This is a genomic window from Stappia sp. MMSF_3263, assembly GCF_030733745.1.
Taxonomy (GTDB): Bacteria; Pseudomonadota; Alphaproteobacteria; order Rhizobiales; family Stappiaceae; genus Stappia.
Genome location: NZ_JASHIK010000024.1, coordinates 1 through 18,233, shown reverse-complemented (window position 1 = coordinate 18,233; position 18,233 = coordinate 1). Strand labels below are relative to the sequence as shown.

Annotated in this window: 15 protein-coding genes; 8 read left to right on the top strand and 7 right to left on the bottom strand. The window is 67.0% G+C overall.

Annotation, left to right across the window (positions count from 1 at the left end; all coding sequences use genetic code 11):
• Positions 1-37 precede the first annotated feature (37 nt).
• Together RBB46_RS20065 and RBB46_RS20060 are read right to left on the bottom strand one after the other, a co-directional pair.
• Positions 38-1,396 (bottom strand): multidrug effflux MFS transporter, encoded by a 1,359-nt coding sequence (locus RBB46_RS20065; RefSeq protein WP_306030820.1) that lies wholly within the window; start codon positions 1,394-1,396, stop codon positions 38-40.
• Positions 1,393-1,848 carry a MarR family winged helix-turn-helix transcriptional regulator gene (locus RBB46_RS20060; protein ID WP_306030819.1) on the bottom strand — a complete coding sequence of 152 codons (456 nt, stop codon included), beginning with the start codon at positions 1,846-1,848 and terminating at the stop codon, positions 1,393-1,395. Before RBB46_RS20060 ends, RBB46_RS20065 begins: the two co-directional genes overlap by 4 nt.
• A gap of 167 nt (positions 1,849-2,015) precedes the next feature.
• Here RBB46_RS20060 and typA point away from each other — a divergent pair, with 167 nt between their 5' ends.
• A complete protein-coding gene (typA, locus tag RBB46_RS20055; protein WP_306030818.1) occupies positions 2,016-3,839 on the top strand; it encodes a translational GTPase TypA in 1,824 nt (607 codons plus the stop codon).
• 66 nt (positions 3,840-3,905) lie between these two features.
• On the opposite strand, the gene RBB46_RS20050 is transcribed toward typA, so the two are convergent.
• Positions 3,906-5,327, bottom strand: coding sequence for an MFS transporter (locus tag RBB46_RS20050; RefSeq protein ID WP_306030817.1), 1,422 nt, complete (start codon positions 5,325-5,327; stop codon positions 3,906-3,908).
• Positions 5,324-10,120: an NAD-glutamate dehydrogenase gene (locus tag RBB46_RS20045; RefSeq protein ID WP_306030816.1), complete on the bottom strand. Its 4,797-nt coding sequence runs from the start codon at positions 10,118-10,120 to the stop codon at positions 5,324-5,326. Before RBB46_RS20045 ends, RBB46_RS20050 begins: the two co-directional genes overlap by 4 nt.
• 236 nt (positions 10,121-10,356) lie before the next feature.
• Here RBB46_RS20045 and RBB46_RS20040 point away from each other — a divergent pair, with 236 nt between their 5' ends.
• The 4 genes from RBB46_RS20040 (at position 10,357) to RBB46_RS20025 (ending at position 13,751) form a co-directional block, all read left to right on the top strand.
• Positions 10,357-10,929 (top strand): peroxidase-related enzyme, encoded by a 573-nt coding sequence (locus RBB46_RS20040; RefSeq protein WP_306030815.1) that lies wholly within the window; start codon positions 10,357-10,359, stop codon positions 10,927-10,929.
• A gap of 110 nt (positions 10,930-11,039) precedes the next feature.
• Entirely contained in the window at positions 11,040-11,990 is a 951-nt protein-coding gene (argC, locus tag RBB46_RS20035) for an N-acetyl-gamma-glutamyl-phosphate reductase (protein ID WP_306030814.1), read from the top strand.
• A gap of 33 nt (positions 11,991-12,023) precedes the next feature.
• Positions 12,024-12,629, top strand: coding sequence for a 3-isopropylmalate dehydratase small subunit (gene leuD / locus RBB46_RS20030; protein WP_306030813.1), 606 nt, complete (start codon positions 12,024-12,026; stop codon positions 12,627-12,629).
• A 225-nt stretch (positions 12,630-12,854) separates the two neighbouring features.
• A complete protein-coding gene (locus tag RBB46_RS20025; RefSeq protein WP_306030812.1) occupies positions 12,855-13,751 on the top strand; it encodes a sulfite oxidase heme-binding subunit YedZ in 897 nt (298 codons plus the stop codon).
• Here the strand turns inward: RBB46_RS20025 and RBB46_RS20020 are convergent.
• Complete coding sequence (locus tag RBB46_RS20020) at positions 13,711-14,199, bottom strand: MarR family winged helix-turn-helix transcriptional regulator (protein WP_306030811.1); 489 nt, start codon at positions 14,197-14,199, stop codon at positions 13,711-13,713. The two genes, RBB46_RS20025 and RBB46_RS20020, sit on opposite strands and share 41 nt — an antisense overlap.
• Before the next feature lie 189 nt (positions 14,200-14,388).
• Between RBB46_RS20020 and RBB46_RS20015 the strand changes: the two genes are divergently transcribed.
• Positions 14,389-14,811, top strand: coding sequence for an organic hydroperoxide resistance protein (locus RBB46_RS20015; RefSeq protein ID WP_306030810.1), 423 nt, complete (start codon positions 14,389-14,391; stop codon positions 14,809-14,811).
• A gap of 272 nt (positions 14,812-15,083) precedes the next feature.
• Here the strand turns inward: RBB46_RS20015 and RBB46_RS20010 are convergent, their stop codons facing one another.
• Positions 15,084-15,605, bottom strand: coding sequence for a cyclic nucleotide-binding domain-containing protein (locus RBB46_RS20010; protein ID WP_306030809.1), 522 nt, complete (start codon positions 15,603-15,605; stop codon positions 15,084-15,086).
• Between the two features lie 75 nt (positions 15,606-15,680).
• On the bottom strand, positions 15,681-16,364 hold the full coding sequence (locus RBB46_RS20005) for a response regulator transcription factor (RefSeq protein ID WP_306030808.1): 684 nt from the start codon (positions 16,362-16,364) through the stop codon (positions 15,681-15,683).
• A 158-nt stretch (positions 16,365-16,522) separates the two neighbouring features.
• On the opposite strand from RBB46_RS20005, the gene RBB46_RS20000 reads away from it, so the two are divergent.
• Positions 16,523-17,098, top strand: a complete 576-nt coding sequence (locus RBB46_RS20000) for a L,D-transpeptidase (protein ID WP_306030807.1) — start codon at positions 16,523-16,525, stop codon at positions 17,096-17,098.
• Between the two features lie 159 nt (positions 17,099-17,257).
• Complete coding sequence (locus tag RBB46_RS19995) at positions 17,258-18,175, top strand: pirin family protein (protein ID WP_306030806.1); 918 nt, start codon at positions 17,258-17,260, stop codon at positions 18,173-18,175.
• The last annotated feature ends 58 nt before the right edge of the window (positions 18,176-18,233 follow it).

Below are 18,233 nucleotides of genomic sequence, written 5' to 3'. Positions count from 1 at the left end.
CGCCGCGTCAAGGCAGAAACACGACCCCGTCCATGTCTCAGGCGACGCCGGAGGCGCCTGCCCGGCGGGCGTTGATCCGGCCGAGCCAGAGATAGGCCCCGACGCCGGAGAACAGCATCGCGGGCGGTACCAGGACGATGCCGGTGAGCGGATCGCCGATCGCCGCGATCACGAGACTGCCGAGCAGGCCCGCCCCGAACTGCAGGAAGCCCATCATCGCCGAGGCCGCGCCGGCCATGCGGGGAAAGCCCTGAAGGGCGGCGGTCGAGACGGCCGGCAGCGATAGGGCGAGACTGAAGGCGAAAATGCCGACGGGCAGCATGGTGCCGAGGAAGCTCGGCGGAAACAGGGAGAGCGCGCACAGCATGGCAAGGCCGGCAACGACCATGCCGCCCATGCCGAAGGGGAGCAGGCGTTCGGCGTCCATGCGGCGCATCATCTGTCCGGTGACGATGGTGCCGGAAATGAAGGAGCCGGACTGGATCATCATGCCGAAGCCGAACTGGGTCGCCGTCAGGCCGACCCGGTCGATGAGCACGAAAGGCAGCACCGAGGCGAGCGTGTAGATGGTGCCGATGCCGAGGCCCACAAGCAGGCTGGGCTGCATGTAGCGCGGATCGGCGAGCAGGGTGGCATAGTTCCTCAGCAGCGTGCGCGGGCGCAGATTGGCGCGGTCGATATAGGCGTTCGTCTCCTTCAGGCCGATCACCATGGCAACCGACAGGACAAGGCCGTAGACCAGCATCGCCCAGAAGATTTCGCGCCAGCCGAACAGCTCCAGCGTCACGCCGCCGATGGTGGGGGCGATCGCTGGGCCGATGGCCAGCATCATGGCGATGGTGTTCATGATCCGCGCCGAGGTCTGGCCGGTGAACTGGTCACGGACGATGGCGCGCGACACGGCGACGCCGACGGAGGCGCCGATCCCTTGCAGGGTGCGTGCGACCAGCATCCACTCGATGGTGGGGGCATAGGTGGCGACGACGGTCGAGGCCAGATAGAGCACCAGGAAGGCGATCGTCACCGGCCGTCGGCCGAATGCGTCGGTGAGCGGGCCGCAGACAAGCTGGGTCAGCGCGAAACCGGCGAAATAGGCGGTCAGCGTCAGCTTCACCATCGATTGCGAGGTGCCGAAGACATCCGCCAGGACCGGCATGGCGGGCGTGTAGAGCGCCATGGTGATCGGTCCGATCGCAACGAGCGCGGCGCCAAGGGCGGCGGTGCGCAGTTCGCTCATCGGATTGGACGCCGCGGGCGGCGTGCCGCCGGCTGCGAGCGTCATGGCGGATGCGGAGGCGGGCGAGGAGGTCATGGTGCGTGCGGTGTCCGATGCGGACTGTTCTTGAGACGCAGAGGACTGGACGGGGGATGCCGTGCCGGCGGTCGTGTCGGTCATCGCTCTGCCTCCGCCGGCAGGCCCAGATTGGCGCGCATGCGCTCGAGCAGGCCGTAGGCGGCCTCCATCTCCGCCCGGTTCATCCCCTGCAGGGCGGCGCGGCGGATGGCGATTGCCTCGTCATGGATGCGCTCGAGAACCGGCTGGGCGGTCGGCGACAACGCCACCAGCTTGGCGCGGCGGTCGCTGGGATCCGGGCGTCGCTCGATCAGGCCGGCGGTCTCGAGACGGTCGAGAAACCCGCACAGCGTCATCGGTTCGACGCCGAGGCGTTCGGCGAGCGCGCCCTGGCGTTGGTCGGGATAGTGCTCGATGAAGGCGAGCGCGCGGGCTTCGGCGGCGGTCAGCCCGGTGTCGGCGGCGGCAAGCGCCCGCTCGAAGCGGCGGCGCAGCAGACGCGCGATATCGCCGACCAGAAAGCCGAGCGGCCGCGTGGGGAGATCGGTATCCATAAGTCTTCCATATAATATGGTATCCTTATCAAATGCGCCTGCCCCGCCCGCATGTCAAGGCTGACCTGCGTTTGCTGCGTTGCAAGAATCGGGTCCGGGGTTTATAGAGGGCGCGAAAATGCGCGGGTCCGAGGGGCCCGCGTTCTCATTTCCGGAGCACCTTACACATGGACCTGCGTAATATCGCCATTATTGCCCACGTCGATCATGGCAAGACGACGCTGATCGACGTGCTCCTGAAGCAGTCAGGCTCCTTCCGCGACAACCAGCGCACGGAAGAGCGGATGATGGATTCCAACGACCTGGAGCGCGAGCGCGGCATCACCATCCTCGCCAAGGTCACCTCGCTGAACCACGGCGACACGCGGATCAACATCGTCGACACGCCCGGCCACGCCGATTTCGGCGGCGAGGTGGAGCGCATCCTGCACATGGTCGATGGCGTCGTGCTGCTGGTCGACGCGGCGGAAGGCCCGATGCCGCAGACCAAGTTCGTGCTCGGCAAGGCGCTGAAGCTCGGCCTGCGCCCGATCGTGGCGATCAACAAGATCGACAAGCCCGACCAGCGCGCCGAGGAAGTGCTCGACGAGGTGTTCGACCTGTTCGCCGCACTCGACGCCAACGAGGAGCAGCTCGACTTCCCGGTTCTCTACGGTTCGGCCAAGCAGGGCTGGATGGCCTCCGATCCGTCCGGCCCGCAGGACTCCATGGACCCGCTGTTCGAACTGGTGCGCGCCCATGTGCGTGCACCGGAGGCGGAGCCGGGCGCGTTCCGCATGCTGGCGACGACGGTCCAGGCCAATCCGTTCCTCGGCCGCATTCTCACCGGGCGCATCGTTTCGGGCGAAGCGGTGCCGAACATGGCAGTCAAGGCCCTGTCGCGTGACGGCAAGGTGGTCGAGACCGGCCGCATCTCCAAGGTGCTCGCCTTCCGCGGGCTCGAGCGCCAGCCGATCGACAAGGCCGTGGCGGGCGACATCATCTCCATCGCCGGCCTGTCCGAGGCGACCGTTTCCGACACGATCTGCTCCCCCGAAGTGCCGGATGCGCTGCCGGCCCAGCCGATCGATCCGCCGACCCTGTCGATGACGTTCCGGGTCAATGACGGGCCGCTCGCGGGCACGGAAGGCGACAAGGTGCAGTCGCGCGTCATCCGCAAGCGGCTGATGGACGAGGCCGAGGGCAATGTCGCGCTGCAGATCGAGGACAGCGCCGAGGCCGATGCCTTCGTCGTGGCGGGCCGCGGAGAGCTGCAGCTTGCCATCCTGATCGAGAACATGCGCCGCGAGGGTTTCGAGCTGTGCGTCGGCCGTCCGCGCGTCGTCTTCCAGACCGGCGAAAACGGCGAGCGGCTGGAGCCGATCGAGGAAGTCATCATCGACGTCGACGAGGAGCATTCCGGCATCGTCGTGCAGAAGCTTTCCGAGCGGAAGGCCGACCTTCTGGAGATGCGCCCGTCGGGTGCCGGCCGCACGCGGCTCGTTTTCCACGCGCCGACGCGCGGGCTCATCGGCTACCAGTCGGAGCTCTTGTCGGACACGCGCGGCACGGCGATCTTCAACCGCCTGTTCCATGCCTATGCGCCCTACAAGGGTGAGATCCCGGGCCGCCACACCGGCGTGCTGATCTCCAATGGCGACGGCGAGGCGGCAGCCTACGCGCTGTTCAACCTGGAAGACCGGGGTCCGATGCTGATCGATCCGGGCGTCAAGGTCTATCGCGGCATGCTGATCGGCGAGCACATGCGCGGCAACGACCTCGAGGTCAACGTGCTGAAGGGCAAGCAGCTCACCAACGTGCGCGCGTCCGGCAAGGACGAGGCGGTGCGCCTGACGACGCCGATCCGGCTGTCGCTGGAGGCCGCGCTCTCCTACATCAACGACGACGAGCTGGTCGAGGTGACGCCGAAGAACATCCGCCTGCGCAAGGCGCTGCTCGATCCGAACGACCGCAAGCGGGCCGAGCGCGCCTCGACCAAGCAGAGCGCCTGACGCCTTCGGCGCGTTGCCGCATCATGACATTCGCACGGGCGGGGGAAACCCCGCCCGTTTCGCGTTTCAGGGGCGGATGCGGGTGCCGTCGACGCGGGAGAGCAGCATCAGGCCGGCAGAGAAGAAGACAAGGATCACCGCCATTCCTGCCGCCTGGCTGGCGGTGGCGGCGGTGACGAGGCCGACGCTCAGCGGCGCGAGGAAGCTCGTCACCTTTCCCGAGAGGGCGAAAAGGCCGAAATACTGGGTCAGCCCGGCCGGCGGCGACAGGTGCACGAGCAGGGTGCGCGAGGCCGCCTGCAGGGGTCCGGCGGCGGCGCCGAGAAAGCCACCGAGGACCAGGAACACCTGTTCTGGCAGGGTCGAGAACAGCCCCGCACCAGCGGCCGGCGGCGCCACGTCGATGACGAAGAACACCGTGTCGCGGTCGACGGAGACAAGACCTAGGCCGCACAGGATCAACACGACGAGGGCGCCGGAGATCACCGGTTTCGGCCCCAGCCGGTCGTCGAGCCGCCCGCCGACGACCGCGCCGAACGTGCCGGTGACGGTGAGCAGGATGCCGAAGATGCCGATCTCGATCGACGACCAGCCGAGCACGCCGCCGGCATAGATGCCGCCAAAGGCGAAGAGCGCCACAAGGCCGTCCTTGTAGACCATGTTGGCGATCAGGAAAGTCATCACCTGCCGGTTGGCCCGCGCCTGGCGAAGGGTGGCGGCAAGGTCGCGCAGGCCCTGGCGAACCGCCCCGGCGAGAGGGACGGCCCGGCGCGGCACGTCCGGCACGAAGAAGAACAGCGGCAGCACGAAGACGAGATACCAGAGCGCGGAAAAGGGCCCGGAGGCCCGGTCGCCGGCCCGTGTCGCGGGATCGAGGCCGAAGACGGGTTCGAGGCCCAGAAGCGTGAGCCCGGTGGCCGGGCTGGCCGCCATCAGGCCGAGGGCAATGACCAGCGAGACAAGCCCGCCGGCGTAGCCGAGCGCCCAGCCGTTGCCCGACAGGCGGCCGAGGCGCGCGCGGGGTACCAGGTCCGGCATCATCGCGTTGGTGAAGACGGTGGCGAACTCGACGCCGAGCGTGGCGAGGGCGAAACCGGCAAGCGCGATGGCGATGCTCCAGGGTTCGCCGGGAACGGCGAGCCAGAGGACGGCGGAACCGGCCAGAAGCGGCAGCGAGAAGGCGGCGATCCAGGGTTTGCGCGCGCCGGTGCGGTCGGCGATTGCCCCCAGGACGGGAGCCAGCAGGGCGATGGCGAGGCCGGCGGCGGCCGTCGCATAGCCCCACAGCGCCTGTCCTTCGGCGGGTGTTGCGGCCAGCGCCGAGGCGAAATAGGGGGCGAAGACGAAGGTCGTCACCAGCGTGAAGAAGGGCTGGGCGGCCCAGTCGAAGAACAGCCAGCTTGCGACCGCGCGGCCCCTGACCGGCGCCGGTTGCCCGGCGCCGTCATCCTGTCCTGTCCGCCTTGCGGCGGCCACCGTGTCGTTCATCGCGCGAGTTCGGCGAGGAGGCCGGCCGCGACGGAGAACTTCGACACGGACAGGTCACCCTCGAGGATCTCGCCGGCGGCGCGTGCCGTGCGGCCGACCCGCGTCTCGTTGGCCGACAGCCAGGCGTCGAAGCCGCCCGCAGCCAGCGCCTCGGCGGTGACATCGCGATGGGCGCCGGCCAGCGTTGCCCTGGCGCGGTCGAGCGCCAGACCGTCGTAATAGTCCGAGATGCGCAGGCCGCGGGCCTTGGCGTCCATCGCACCGAGCCGGAAATGGCCGGCGACCTTGAAGAACACCTCGGCCACCTCGGCAAGGTCGCGGTCCGTCTGCTCGGCAATCAGGATGATGTCGGGCAGCTCGGCCTCCACGGGCAGCCGGGCGATGCGCGCGGCCAGTGGTTCGGGTGCATCCGCCTCGCAAAGGCGGGTGGCCTCGGCCTCGATCTCCGCCTTGAGCGAAGGCTGGACGAGATTGGGCAGCGCGGGGGCAAGTGTGTCGATGCCGGCGCCGAACCGCGCGATAACGGCCTCCAGGCCGGTCTCGAAGGTGACGTTGCGCAGGAACCAGACGGTCTGTTCGAGCACGAGGTCCTGCACGGCACGGTAGAGGGCGAGCTGCAACTGGCCGTCAATCCGCGTATCGAGCGCGTCGATCTCGCTGTTGAGGGCGGTCAGCCCGTAGGCATCGCGCACGGCGGCGAAGGCCTGGGCGATCTGGGCGGGATCGGCGCCGGTCTGATCGGCGATGCGGGTCAGGAAGGTCGGGCCGCCGCGGTTGATCATCGAGTTGGCGAGCATGGTCGAGATGATCTCGCGCCGCAGCCGGTGCCCTTCGATCTCCCCGGCATAGCCTTCCTGCATCTGCACGGGGAAATAGCGAAACAGTTCCCGGGCCAGATAGGCGTCGTCGGGCACCGTGCTGCCGAGCAGCCGGTCGAACAGGGTGATCTTGGCATAGGCGAGCAACACGCCGATCTCGGCACGGGTGAGACCCGTGTCCGCCGCCGCCAGTTCGTCGAGCGCCGCCTCGTCGGGCAGCTGCTCGACTGTGCGATCGAGCAGGCCTTCCTGCTCGAGCTGGCGCATCATGCGGCGCTGATAGCCGAAATCCTCCATGGCGCGCGCTTCGGTCAGGCTGATTGACAGCGTCTGCAGGTAGTTGTTTCGCAGGACGAGAGCGGCGACCTCGTCGGTCATCTCGGCAAGCAGGATGTTGCGGTCGGCGAGCGACAGGCGATTGCCGCGCACGGCCGCGCCGAGCGCGATCTTGATGTTGACCTCCATGTCGGAGGAGTTGACGCCTGCCGAATTGTCGATGGCGTCCGAGTTGCTGCGGCCGCCGCGCCGGCTGAAGGCGATGCGCGCCAGCTGGGTCATGCCCAGGTTGGCGCCTTCGCCAATCACCTTGGCGCCAACCTCGCCTGCGGTGACGCGGATCGCGTCATTGGCGCGGTCGCCGACATCGGCGTCGCTTTCCGAGGCGGCGCGGATATAGGTGCCGATGCCGCCGAACCACAGCAGGTCGACCTGCATCTTGAGGATGGCGTTCATGACCTCCTGGGGGGTCGCTTTCGCCTTGGTCAGGTTGAGCAGGGTCTGCATCTGCGGGCTCAGCGGGATCGACTTGGACTGGCGCGAGAAGATGCCGCCGCCTTCAGAGATCAGTGCGGTGTTGTAGTCGTTCCAGGACGAGCGGCCGAGATCGAAGACACGCTTGCGCTCCTCCCAGGTCGTTTCCGGATCCGGATCCGGGTCGATGAAGATGTCGCGATGATCGAAGGCGGCAACAAGGCGGATCGCCTTGGACAGCAGCATGCCGTTGCCGAAGACGTCGCCGGACATGTCGCCGACGCCGGCGACCGTGAACGGCTCGCTCTGGATGTCGCGGTTCATCTCGCGGAAGTGGCGCTTGACCGCCTCCCAGCCGCCACGCGCGGTGATGCCCATCTTCTTGTGGTCGTAGCCGGCGGAGCCGCCGGAGGCGAAGGCATCGCCGAGCCAGAAGTTGCGGCTTTCGGAAATGCCGTTGGCGGTGTCGGAGAAGGTCGCGGTGCCCTTGTCGGCGGCGACGACCAGATAGGGATCGTCATCGTCGTGGCGCACGACCCGTTCGGGCGGCCAGACGTCGTCGCCGGACAGGTTGTCGGTGACGTCGAGCAGCGAGGAGATGAAGATCTTGTAGGCCTTCGTGCCTTCCGCGAAGATTTCGTCCCGGCTGCCGCCGGCCGGCAGGTGCTTGGGCACGAAGCCGCCCTTGGCGCCGACCGGCACGATGACGGCGTTCTTCACCTGCTGGGCCTTGACCAGGCCCAGCACCTCGGTGCGGAAGTCCTGGGCACGGTCCGACCAGCGCAGCCCGCCGCGCGCGACCTTGCCGAAGCGCAGGTGCACGCCCTCGACCCGCGGGCTGTAGACGAAGATCTCGCGGAAGGGACGGGGCAGCGGCAGCTCTTCCACGCGGTGCGGGTCGAGCTTGAAGGCGAAGGTCTGCTTGGGCAGGCCATGGGCGTCGAGCTGGAAGAAATTGGTCCTCAGCATCGCCGCGATGATGTTGCCGAAGCGGCGCAGGATGCGGTCGTCGTCGAGGCTGTCGACGTGGTCGAGCGCGTCGGAGATCTCCTGCTCGACGCGGGCCGCGCCGAGCGAGCGGTCGGCCCCTTCCAGCGAAGGGTCGAAGCGCAGGTGGAAAAGCTCGACGAGCTTGGCGGCGATGTCGCTGTAGCGGTTGAGCGTCCGCCACATGTAGTCCTCGGAAAAGCGGATGCCGGCCTGGCGCAGGTAGCGCGACAGGGCCCTGAGCATGGCGATGTCGCGCCAGGCAAGGCCCGCGTTGAGCACCAGGGCGTTGTAGCCGTCGGACTCGGCGCGGCCGCGCCAGATCGCCAGGAACAGGCTCTCCAGCCGGCCCTTCAGGTCGTCCGTCAGGTCGATATCGTTGGCGCCGGCCGGCTCCAGCGACAGTTCGTGCAGATAGGCGAGCGGCCGGTCGGCCGGAGTGATGCGGTAGGTGCGCTCGTTGATCACCCGGAAGCCCATGTTCTCCAGGATCGGAACGCGGGCGGACAACGGGATCGGCACCAGATGGTGATAGACCTTGAGAACGACGCGGTTGGGCGCGTCCTGCTGGCGCCTGGAGAAGGTGAGGGCGGTGTCGGCGCTGTCGTCGAGCTTCTCGACGATGCGGATATCCTCCAGCGCGGTCTCGCCGGCATAGACCTCGCGGTAGCCGGCCTGGAAGGCGTCGCCATAGCGGGTCGCCTGCTCCAGCGCCTTGTTGCCGCCATAGGCGGCGCGCAGCGCCTCGCGCAGGCCGTCGGCCCAGGTGCGCACGATGCCGGCGACGGACTGTTCCAGGTCTTCCTGCGCCGGATCGGGCGTCTCGCCCTGGTCGCGACCGACGATGAAATGAACGCGGGCGAGCGGTCCTTCCGGATAGGACACGTACCAGGCCGACAGGCGGCCGTCATAGACCTTGGCCAGATAGGCGCCGATCCTCAGGCGCACCTCGGTCGTGTAACGGTCGCGCGGCACGTAGCACAGGATCGAGACGAAGCGGTCGAAGCGGTCGCGGCGGGCAAGCACGCGGATGCGCGGACGTTCGTCGAGCTGCAGGATCGCGGTGGAGAAATGGTAGAGCAGGTCCGGATCGATCTGGAACAGCTCGTCGCGCGGATAGCTCTCCAGCACGTTGGTCAGCGCCCGGCCGGAATGGCTCTCGGGATCGTAGCCGGCGCGGGCCAGTACGCTGTCGACCTTGCGCCGCAGGAAGGGGATGCTGCGTGTCGACAGGGTGTAGGCGGTTGCCGTCAGCAGGCCGACAACGCGCAGCTCGCCGGCCAGCTCGCCATTGTCGTCGAACAGCTTGATGCCGACATAGTCCATGTGGACGCGGCGGTGGACGCGGCTCTTGACGTTGGCCTTGGAGACGATCAGCGGCTCCGGCTTCATCAGGAACTCGCGGATTTCCGGCGTGATCACCACGAATTCCGAGCCCCGGCGCAGCACCCGCACGTCCGGATCGGCGAGCAGGCCCAGGCCCGTGCCCTTGCGGTGCGAGAGCTCGCCCTTGGCGACGCCGCCCTCGAAGTAATACTCGCGCATGCCGAGCAGGATGAAGTTGTCGGCGGCGATCCATTCCAGGAACTGGATCGCCTCGCCGAGTTCGTCGACCGGCACCGGCGGCGGCGTGTCCTTGTAGGTGCCGATGGCGGCGGCGAGGCGGTCGCGCATCGGCTCCCAGTCGCGCACGGCCGAGCCGACATCCTTCATCACCAGCTCAAGCCGCTCGGCCAGCTGCTCGCGCTCGAGGCTGGTGTCGATGCGCGCCACGTGGATGTGGATGAGGCTCTCGCGGCGGATGCCGGCCTCGCGCGCCTTGCTGGTGCCGTGGAAGGTCGTGAGCTTGCCGGCCTCGTCGCGCTCGACGGCCAGGATCGGGTGCAGCACCAGACGGGCCTCGAAGCCGCTCGCCTGCAGCTCGCCCATCACGGAATCGACCAGGAAGGGCATGTTGTCGTTGACGATCTCGACGACCGTGACGTCATCGGCGCGGCTGCCCTCGCCCGTCGGTTGCGGATTGTAGATGTGGACCCGGTGCGTGCCGAGCGGATGGTTCGCCATTTCCGACCAGGCGGTGCGCGCGATCGCGGCGAGGTCGGCTTCCGTATAGCTGACAATGTCTTCCGCCGCGCCACGGGCGAACAGGTCTCGCGCGAAGGCGCCGATGTCGGGCTCGAGCCCCGCGACCACCGTTTCGATCAGTCGGGCTTTTGCGTGCTCACGTGCTTCGGGCATTTGTCCCCCATCATCCGGGTCTGTCGATACGCGATCGTTCTCAAGCGCATCCGCCCGGTTCCGTTGTCTTCGCCGCGCTTTTTTCCCGCGAACCGTCTCGCGGTCGCCGCCGGTAACACGGCATGCTAGAGCGAGATGGCACGGGATGGAATCATTTCCGAGGCGGGATACACGGTATTCGGGTTGGTCCGTGCGGGAGTGATGCGCGCCGGCAACCCTTAAGGGAGGAGCATGACATGAGCGATACGAAACGGCCGATTGCGCTCGACATCGCGGACGAGACGCCGCTTGGCGATGCCACGCTCGCCTATTTCGACAAGTGTCGGGAAAAGCTCGGCATGGTGCCGAACGTGCTGTCCGCCTATGCCTTCAACGAGGCGAAGCTGTCCGCCTTCACGCAGATGTACAACGACCTGATGCTGGCCGACAGCGGGCTTTCCAAGCTGGAGCGCGAGATGATCGCGGTGGCGGTGTCGGCGGTGAACCGCTGCTATTACTGCCTGACCGCCCATGGCGCGGCCGTGCGCCAGATTTCCGGCGATCCCGAGCTCGGCGAGCTGATGGTGATGAACTACCGCGTCGCCGACCTGTCGGACCGCCACCGGGCGATGCTCGACTTTTCCGTCAAGCTGACGGAGGCACCGCAGGAGATCGTCGAGGCCGACCGGCAGGGACTGCGCGATGCCGGGTTCACGGATCGCGACATCTGGGACATTGCCTCGGTCGCGGCCTTCTTCAACATGTCGAACCGGGTGGCGGCGGCGACCGACATGCGCCCCAATCCCGAATATCACGCGATGGCGCGCTGAGCGGCCCGCGCCGCCCTCCCGAGGGGCATGACAAGAGGGCCTGACGTGGTGTAGAAAGCCCCCCTTGCCGGGGGATTTCCCCGGCCGTCATCCTATCTGGAGTTGGAGCCATGGTCGCGAAAGTGTTCATCGACGGCGAAGCCGGCACGACGGGTCTGCAGATCCGCGAGCGCCTCGCCCGTCGTCGCGACATCGAACTCCTGTCGATCGCGCCCGAGCGGCGCAAGGACCTTGGCGCGCGCGCCGAGCTGCTCAACAGCGCCGACGTCGCGATCCTGTGCCTGCCGGACGATGCGGCGCGCGAGAGCGTGGCGCTGATCGAGAACGGCACGACACGGGTGATCGACGCCTCCACCGCGCATCGCGTCGCCGAGGGCTGGGACTACGGCTTTGCCGAGATGACGGCCGCGCAGGGCGCGGCGATCGCCGCCTCGAAACGCGTCGCCAATCCCGGCTGCTATCCGCAAGGGGTGATCGCGGTTTTGCGTCCGCTGATCGATGCCGGCCTGCTGCCGGCGGACTATTCGGTGACGGTAAACGCCATTTCCGGCTATTCCGGCGGCGGCCGGCAGATGATCGAGACCTATGAGGCGGCCGGCGCGCAGAAGCCGCCCTTCCTGCCTTATGCGCTCACGCTCAACCACAAGCACCTGCCGGAGATGACCCGCTATGCGGGGCTTGCCTCGACGCCGATTTTCGTGCCGGCGGTGGGCAATTTCGCGCAAGGCATGGTGACGGCGGTGCCGCTCCGGCTCGAGGGGCTCGCCCGGGTTCCCGCCAGCGCCGAGATCCATGCGGTCCTCGACGAGCACTTCCGCTCGCTTTCGGGCTCCTTCGTCGACGTGGCGCCGCTGTCGGGCGCCGACAAGGCGCCGGATCTCGACCCGGAGACCTTCAACGGCAGCAATCACATGCGCCTGCATGTCTTCGGCAGCGACGCGCGCGCCCAGGTGGTGCTGATGGCCGTCTACGACAATCTCGGCAAGGGCGCGTCCGGCGCCGCCGTGCAGAATCTCAACCTGATGATCGGCGTCGACGCTGCCACCAGCCTCGCCGCCTGATCGCGCCCGTTTTCGCAGGAGACCGAAGAGACCATGGAAAAATTCGACAAGCTGACGGGTGTCGCCGCACCGCTGCCGATCATCAATATCGACACGGACATGATCATCCCCAAGCAGTTCCTGAAGACGATCAAGCGCACGGGCCTCGGCTCGGCCCTTTTCCACGAGATGCGCACCAATGACGACGGGTCGGAGAACCCGGATTTCGTGCTCAACCAGCCGGCCTACAAGGGTGCCAGCATTCTCGTGGCCGGCGACAATTTCGGCTGCGGCTCGAGCCGCGAGCATGCGCCCTGGGCCTTGCTCGACTTCGGCGTCCGCTGTGTCATCTCGACGAGCTTCGCCGACATTTTCTACAATAACTGCTTCAAGAACGGCATCCTGCCGATCGTCGTTTCCGAGGACAACCTGGAGAAGCTGATGGACGACGCGCGGCGTGGCGCCAACGCGACGCTGACGGTCGATCTCGAGGCCCAGGAAATCCGCGGACCCGATGGCGGCACGATCACCTTCGACATCGATCCGTTCCGCAAGCACTGCCTGCTGAACGGCCTCGACGATATCGGCCTGACCATGGAAAAGGCCCCGTCGATCGACCGTTTCGAGAAAGTCACGGCGGAAAGCCGTCCCTGGGCGTAACACCCTGGAGCGAGACAAAAAGGCCGGCGGTTTCGCCGGCTTTTTCTTTGGGCCGCGCCGTTTGCCCGCCTGTGCGGGGCGAGAAGCGGAAGGGCAGCCGGCCACGCGCACGTTCGCCTCACCAAGGCTTGAACAGGTGTGCTGCGACCTGCAGCTCGCGAAAGACTATCTGTCCGGTGACAGGCGCCCGCCACATGCGCGGACGAGAAGCGAATGGACAGGCAGATGCAGGCATCCGGATTCCAGGCGAGACAATACAAGGCCCATATCCCCTGGCGGGAACGCAACGGCCGCTTCTCGCCGCTCGGGCTGGCGGTCTTCGTTGCCGTCATGGCGCCCGGTTTCTGGCTGGGCGGCGGGTTTCTTCTCGATACGCTTGGGGCGAAGCCCGTGACGGTGCTGCTGCACGAGAGCGGCACCTGGGCGATCCGTTTTCTCTTTCTGTCGCTGCTGGTGACGCCGCTGCGCCGGGTCGCGGGCTGGAACCGCCTGATCGGCATCCGCCGGATGCTCGGCCTCGCGGCGCTCGCCTATGCCTTGCTGCATCTCGGGTTCTATGCGGCCGACCAGGCGTTCGACCTTGCCAAAGTGGCACTCGAGATCGTGCTGCGCGTCTACCTGACCATCGGCTTCGTGGCGCTCCTGGGGCTTGTCGCCCTCGGCCTCACCTCGACCGACGGGGCCATCCGCGCCATGGGGCGGAACTGGCATCGGCTGCACGGGATCACTTATGGCCTGGCGCTTCTCGCCACGGTGCATTTCTTCCTGCAATCGAAGGCGGATGTCACCGAGGCAACGCTGATGGCGGGGTTCTACGTGGCGCTGATGGCGTACCGGGTCGCGCAGAAGCGGGGTCTGGCGCTTGCCTCGCCGCTTGTTGTCGCGGCGATCGCGGTTCTGGCGGGCCTTGCCACGGCGGGGATCGAGTATCTCTGGTATGCGCTGGCAACGGGGATCCCGGCGGAGCGGGTGCTGGCCGCCAATCTCGACTTCCGCTTTTCCGTGCGGCCGGCCTGGTGGGTATTCGGCTGCGGGCTCGCGCTTGCGCTGGTGCCGCTTGTGCAGCGGTTGCCGGAGCGGATCAGGCGGGCTCTTCCCCGCTCGTCGTCAGCGCGGACCTGAGGGCTTCCAGATCCGCCTTGAACCGGTCGAGGGCAACGCCCGACCCGTTGCAGGCGGCGAAAATGCGCGCTGGAATGCCGGCCGCCTCCTCGCGCAAGGCAAGGCCTGAAGGTGTCGGTTCCACCAGTACCCGCCGCTCGTCGCGCCGATCGCGCGCGCGGCGGACATGGCCGGCCTGTTCCAGCCGCTTGAGCAGCGGGGTCAGCGTGCCGCTGTCGAGGGCAAGCGCCTCGCCGAGTTCCTTCACCGACAGGCGGCCGCGTTCCCAAAGGACCAGCATGACCAGATACTGCGTGTAGGTGAGACCGAGCGGGGCGAGCACCTTCTGGTAGACGCGGCCGAGCGCCAGCGTGGTCGAATGCAGCGCGAAGCAGAGCTGGCTCGACAGGAGCAGGTCCTGCGCCGCTTCCTTGCCGGTTCGGTCGTGCGTGGCCAGGATCTCGTCCATGAGCAGTCCGTTCGTCTCTTGCGCGGGTGCCAGCCTGCTTTGCCGGCAGGGTAGGATCTGTCAAGAACTATCGCTCAAAAATGAATTGCACACAATTTAATTTTGCACTATTTAAATTGAACGGCGATGTGCCGCGACATTCAACGAAGCGGAGGCCTCAAGGCCCCGTCATCAAGGAAGGATGCAGCAATGCCCATTCTCTACACCGCACACGGATCGGCGACCGGCGGACGCACCGGCGCGGCGAAGTCCGACGACGGCCGCCTGGAAGTGACCCTGTCGACACCCAAGGAGCTCGGCGGCGACGGCGGCCAGGGCACCAATCCCGAGCAGCTTTTCGCCGCCGGCTATTCGGCCTGTTTCCTGGGCGCGATGAAGTTCGTCGCCGGCCAGCAGAAGCTGAAACTGTCCGAAGACACCCGGGTCGCCGCCGATGTCGGTATCGGTCCGCGTGACGATGGTACGGGTTTCGGAATTGCGGTGACGCTCAACATCACCGTTCCGGGACTGGATGAGGCCGAGGCGCGGGACCTGGTCGACAAGGCCCATGTCGTGTGCCCCTACTCGCATGCGACGCGGGGCAATATTCCGGTGACGCTGAACCTCGCCTGAGGTGGGCTTAGGACGTGAACTCATAATTCTGGCGAGAAACGGTATGAGGGAACGGGACTGGATACCAGGAGCAAACCCGCAGGAAACCGACCGGTTTTCAAGGGGGTGCGACGCCGTTGCCAGCCCGTTCTCTCATACCCGGAGGGCGCCCGTCCGGCTTCGATCCGCGGCGTCAGGCCGCTTGACCGGGGTCCCGCCCCGGCCATCGCGGCCTTTCTGGCGGATCATTGCCGGACCGGACGCCGTTTCCGGCACAATTATGAGTCCACGTCCTAGTTGCCCTCGTCGCCGATGCCGCCGGCGCGGCGGCGGTCCTCGCGAAAGGCCTGGTGCTCGCGCTCGATCTGCTCGAGCACCGTGCCCACCCGGGCAAGCGCCCCGGCGGTTGCCCGGAAATGCGCGGCCCGTGCCTCGAACAGGCGCCGGGCGATGTCGGGGAATTCCTGAAGCATGCGCTTGAACAGGGCCCGGCGGATGCGGATCACTTCCGTCGGGCCGACGGCCACCGCGCGGGCCGGCCGGCGGGTCTCCACCAGCAGCGCGGTCTCGCCGATCAGGCTGCCGGGACCATAGGTGCCAAGGTCCGCGCGTTCCTCGCCGTCGCCTTCAAGCGCGACCGAGCCGGAGGCAATCACCAGCCCGGCATCGGCGCGTTCGCCGGAGATGAACAGCACCTCTCCGTCGCGATAGGAGACGTTCTCCGCGGAGAAGGCGAGCAGGCGCATCTGCTCGTCCGGGAATTCGGAGAGCAGCGGCACCTGTCGCAGGAGATCCATGTCCCGGGCAAGACTCATGTCTTGAGCATTACGCCGAAGCCGCCGATTTGCACAAGTCCCGAAACGACCTCAGGTCCCGGGCGGTTGCGCTGGTCAGGGGACAAGCTTGTAGCCACCGGCCTCCGTCACCAGCAATTCGGCGTTGGACGGGTCGCGCTCCACCTTCTGCCGCAGGCGGTAGATATGGGTTTCGAGCGTGTGGGTCGTGACCCCGGAATTGTAGCCCCAGACCTTGGTCAGCAGCACGTCGCGGGTGACCGGCTTCTCGCCAGCGCGGTAGAGAAACTTGAGGATCGAGGTTTCCTTCTCGGTCAGGCGGATCTTGCCGCCCTTGTCGTCGGTCATCAGCTTCTGCGCCGGACGGAAGGAGAAGCGGCCGATGGTGAAGACCGCATCCTCGCTCTGCTCGTGGCTGCGCAGATGGGCGCGCAAGCGGGCCAGCAGAACCGCGAACTTGAACGGCTTGGCGACATAGTCGTTGGCGCCGGCCTCCAGCCCGAGGATCGTGTCGCTGTCCGTGTCATGCCCGGTCAGCATGATGATCGGCGCCTTGAAGCCCTTCTTGCGCAGCAGCTTGACGGCCTCTCGCCCGTCGATGTCGGGCAGGCCGACATCCATCAGAAGCAGGTCGACATGTCCGCCTTCGGCCGCCTGGATGCCGCTTGCCGCGGTCGCCGCCTGCTGGGTCTCGAACTCGTCATAGAGCGAAAGCTGCTCCACCAGGGCCTCCCGCAGATCGTCGTCATCGTCCACGATCAGGATCTTGCGTGCGCTCATGGCCGGGTCCTTTCCTCTACACTGCTTCGGAATCAAAGCTATTTTTCCTCACTTAAGCAAGCGGACACGATTGCGCGAGCACGGATTGACGAGTTCACGCCAATCCGACAACACATCTGCTCACGCGCACTTGATGCGCCGGTGATGGAGAGTCTCAGATGTCCGCGGAACTTTTCGCCCCCCGTCTTGCCGCTCTGTCGGGTCAGGGCCGCGAAAGGGCACCGGAACTGGAAGTCGGCGCCCTTTCCGCATGCCGGACCGCCGGCTGGCTGCGATCCGGGGCGCTCACGTTTGCGTGCGCGCTGGGCCGCGGCGGAATCTCGTACGCCAAGAGCGAGGGAGACGGCGCGACGCCGGCGGGAACGTTTCGCCTGCTGCATGTCTACTATCGCCCCGACCGGGTCGGGAGGCCGCGCACCGCCCTTCCTGTCTCGCCATTGCCCCGGGATGCGGGCTGGTGCGACGATCCCGGCCATGCACGCTACAACCGCATGGTGCCGCTGCCTTTCGGCGCTTCGCACGAGCGCCTGTGGCGGGAGGATCCACTCTACGACATCGTCGTCGTGCTCGACTGCAACCTGTTTCCAGCGGTGCGGGGGAAGGGCAGCGCCATCTTCTTTCACCTGGCGCGTCCCGGCTACACACCGACGGAGGGCTGTGTGGCGCTGGCGCGGCGCGACATGGAAAGCGTGCTGGCCCGCTGCCGCCCGGGCAGCGCGATGCGGATCAGCTGAGCCAGACTGTTCGCCCGGCGGAAACCTGCGATCCGATTGTTCATCATTGACTGAACACTGCGTCCAATGCGCGGTGTCTGGTCCGCCGCGCGAACGCACTTATCTTGGGAGCAGGATGTTCAAGGAAGCTCGCGCCCTGCGCGAGAGAAAGGCAGACAGATGTCCGTCAGACCCGTCACCCATCTCGAGACCGCCAAGCCGACGCTGGAAGGCGCCGGCGTGCATCTGCACCGCGCCTTCGGGTTCGGCGACCCGACCGCGCTCGACCCGTTCCTGCTGTTCGACGATTTCCGCAACGAGCGGCCAGAGGACTACGAGGCAGGCTTTCCCTGGCACCCGCATCGCGGCATCGAGACGATCACCTATGTGCTCGCCGGTACCGTCGATCACGGCGACAGCCTCGGCAACCGGGGGTCGCTCGGCGCCGGCGACATCCAGTGGATGACGGCCGGCAGCGGCATCATGCACCAGGAGATGCCGCAGGGCGATGCGAAGGGACGCATGCACGGCTTCCAGCTTTGGGCCAACCTGCCGTCCTCGCTGAAGATGACCAGCCCGCGCTACCAGGACGTGCCGTCGGCCGAGATCCCGGAGATCACCGACGATGACGGCACCCATGTGCGGGTCGTGTGCGGCGAGTTCTGGGGCAGGCGCGGCCCCGTCGACGGCATCGCCGCCGACCCGAGCTATCTCGACATCTTCGTGCCGGCCGGGCGCACAAAGCGCTTCAAGGTCGACACCTATCGCAAGGCCTTTGCCTATATCTTCGAGGGATCGGGAACGTTCCGCGATGCCTCGCAGCCCTTCGGCGTGCTGCTGGAGAAGGAGGTCGACGGCGAGGAGGTGCATATCCGCGATCAGAGCGGCGACCGGACGCTGGTGCGGTTCGGCAGCGGCGACGAGGTGACGGTGACCGCCGGACCGCTCGGCATGCGCTTCCTGCTGATTTCCGGCGCGCCGATCCGCGAACCCGTGGCCTGGCACGGACCGATCGTGATGAACACCCGGCAGGAGCTGATCCAGGCGGTGAGCGAGCTGCAGAACGGCACGTTCATTCGCGAGGGCGCCGCCCGCTGAGGCGTCCTGGGGCGGTTCCGTCCGCTCCCGGCTGACGGCATTGCGCGCGCGGCACTGG

Excerpts from the sequence above, each read along its gene's own strand:
- RBB46_RS20065 (WP_306030820.1), bottom strand. The coding sequence starts at position 1,396 with ATGACCGACACGACCGCCGGCACGGCATCCCCCGTCCAGTCCTCTGCG.
- RBB46_RS20060 (WP_306030819.1), bottom strand. The coding sequence starts at position 1,848 with ATGGATACCGATCTCCCCACGCGGCCGCTCGGCTTTCTGGTCGGCGAT.
- typA (WP_306030818.1), top strand. The coding sequence starts at position 2,016 with ATGGACCTGCGTAATATCGCCATTATTGCCCACGTCGATCATGGCAAG.
- RBB46_RS20050 (WP_306030817.1), bottom strand. The coding sequence starts at position 5,327 with ATGAACGACACGGTGGCCGCCGCAAGGCGGACAGGACAGGATGACGGC.
- RBB46_RS20045 (WP_306030816.1), bottom strand. The coding sequence starts at position 10,120 with ATGCCCGAAGCACGTGAGCACGCAAAAGCCCGACTGATCGAAACGGTG.
- RBB46_RS20040 (WP_306030815.1), top strand. The coding sequence starts at position 10,357 with ATGAGCGATACGAAACGGCCGATTGCGCTCGACATCGCGGACGAGACG.
- argC (WP_306030814.1), top strand. The coding sequence starts at position 11,040 with ATGGTCGCGAAAGTGTTCATCGACGGCGAAGCCGGCACGACGGGTCTG.
- leuD (WP_306030813.1), top strand. The coding sequence starts at position 12,024 with ATGGAAAAATTCGACAAGCTGACGGGTGTCGCCGCACCGCTGCCGATC.
- RBB46_RS20025 (WP_306030812.1), top strand. The coding sequence starts at position 12,855 with ATGCAGGCATCCGGATTCCAGGCGAGACAATACAAGGCCCATATCCCC.
- RBB46_RS20020 (WP_306030811.1), bottom strand. The coding sequence starts at position 14,199 with ATGGACGAGATCCTGGCCACGCACGACCGAACCGGCAAGGAAGCGGCG.
- RBB46_RS20015 (WP_306030810.1), top strand. The coding sequence starts at position 14,389 with ATGCCCATTCTCTACACCGCACACGGATCGGCGACCGGCGGACGCACC.
- RBB46_RS20010 (WP_306030809.1), bottom strand. The coding sequence starts at position 15,605 with ATGAGTCTTGCCCGGGACATGGATCTCCTGCGACAGGTGCCGCTGCTC.
- RBB46_RS20005 (WP_306030808.1), bottom strand. The coding sequence starts at position 16,364 with ATGAGCGCACGCAAGATCCTGATCGTGGACGATGACGACGATCTGCGG.
- RBB46_RS20000 (WP_306030807.1), top strand. The coding sequence starts at position 16,523 with ATGTCCGCGGAACTTTTCGCCCCCCGTCTTGCCGCTCTGTCGGGTCAG.
- RBB46_RS19995 (WP_306030806.1), top strand. The coding sequence starts at position 17,258 with ATGTCCGTCAGACCCGTCACCCATCTCGAGACCGCCAAGCCGACGCTG.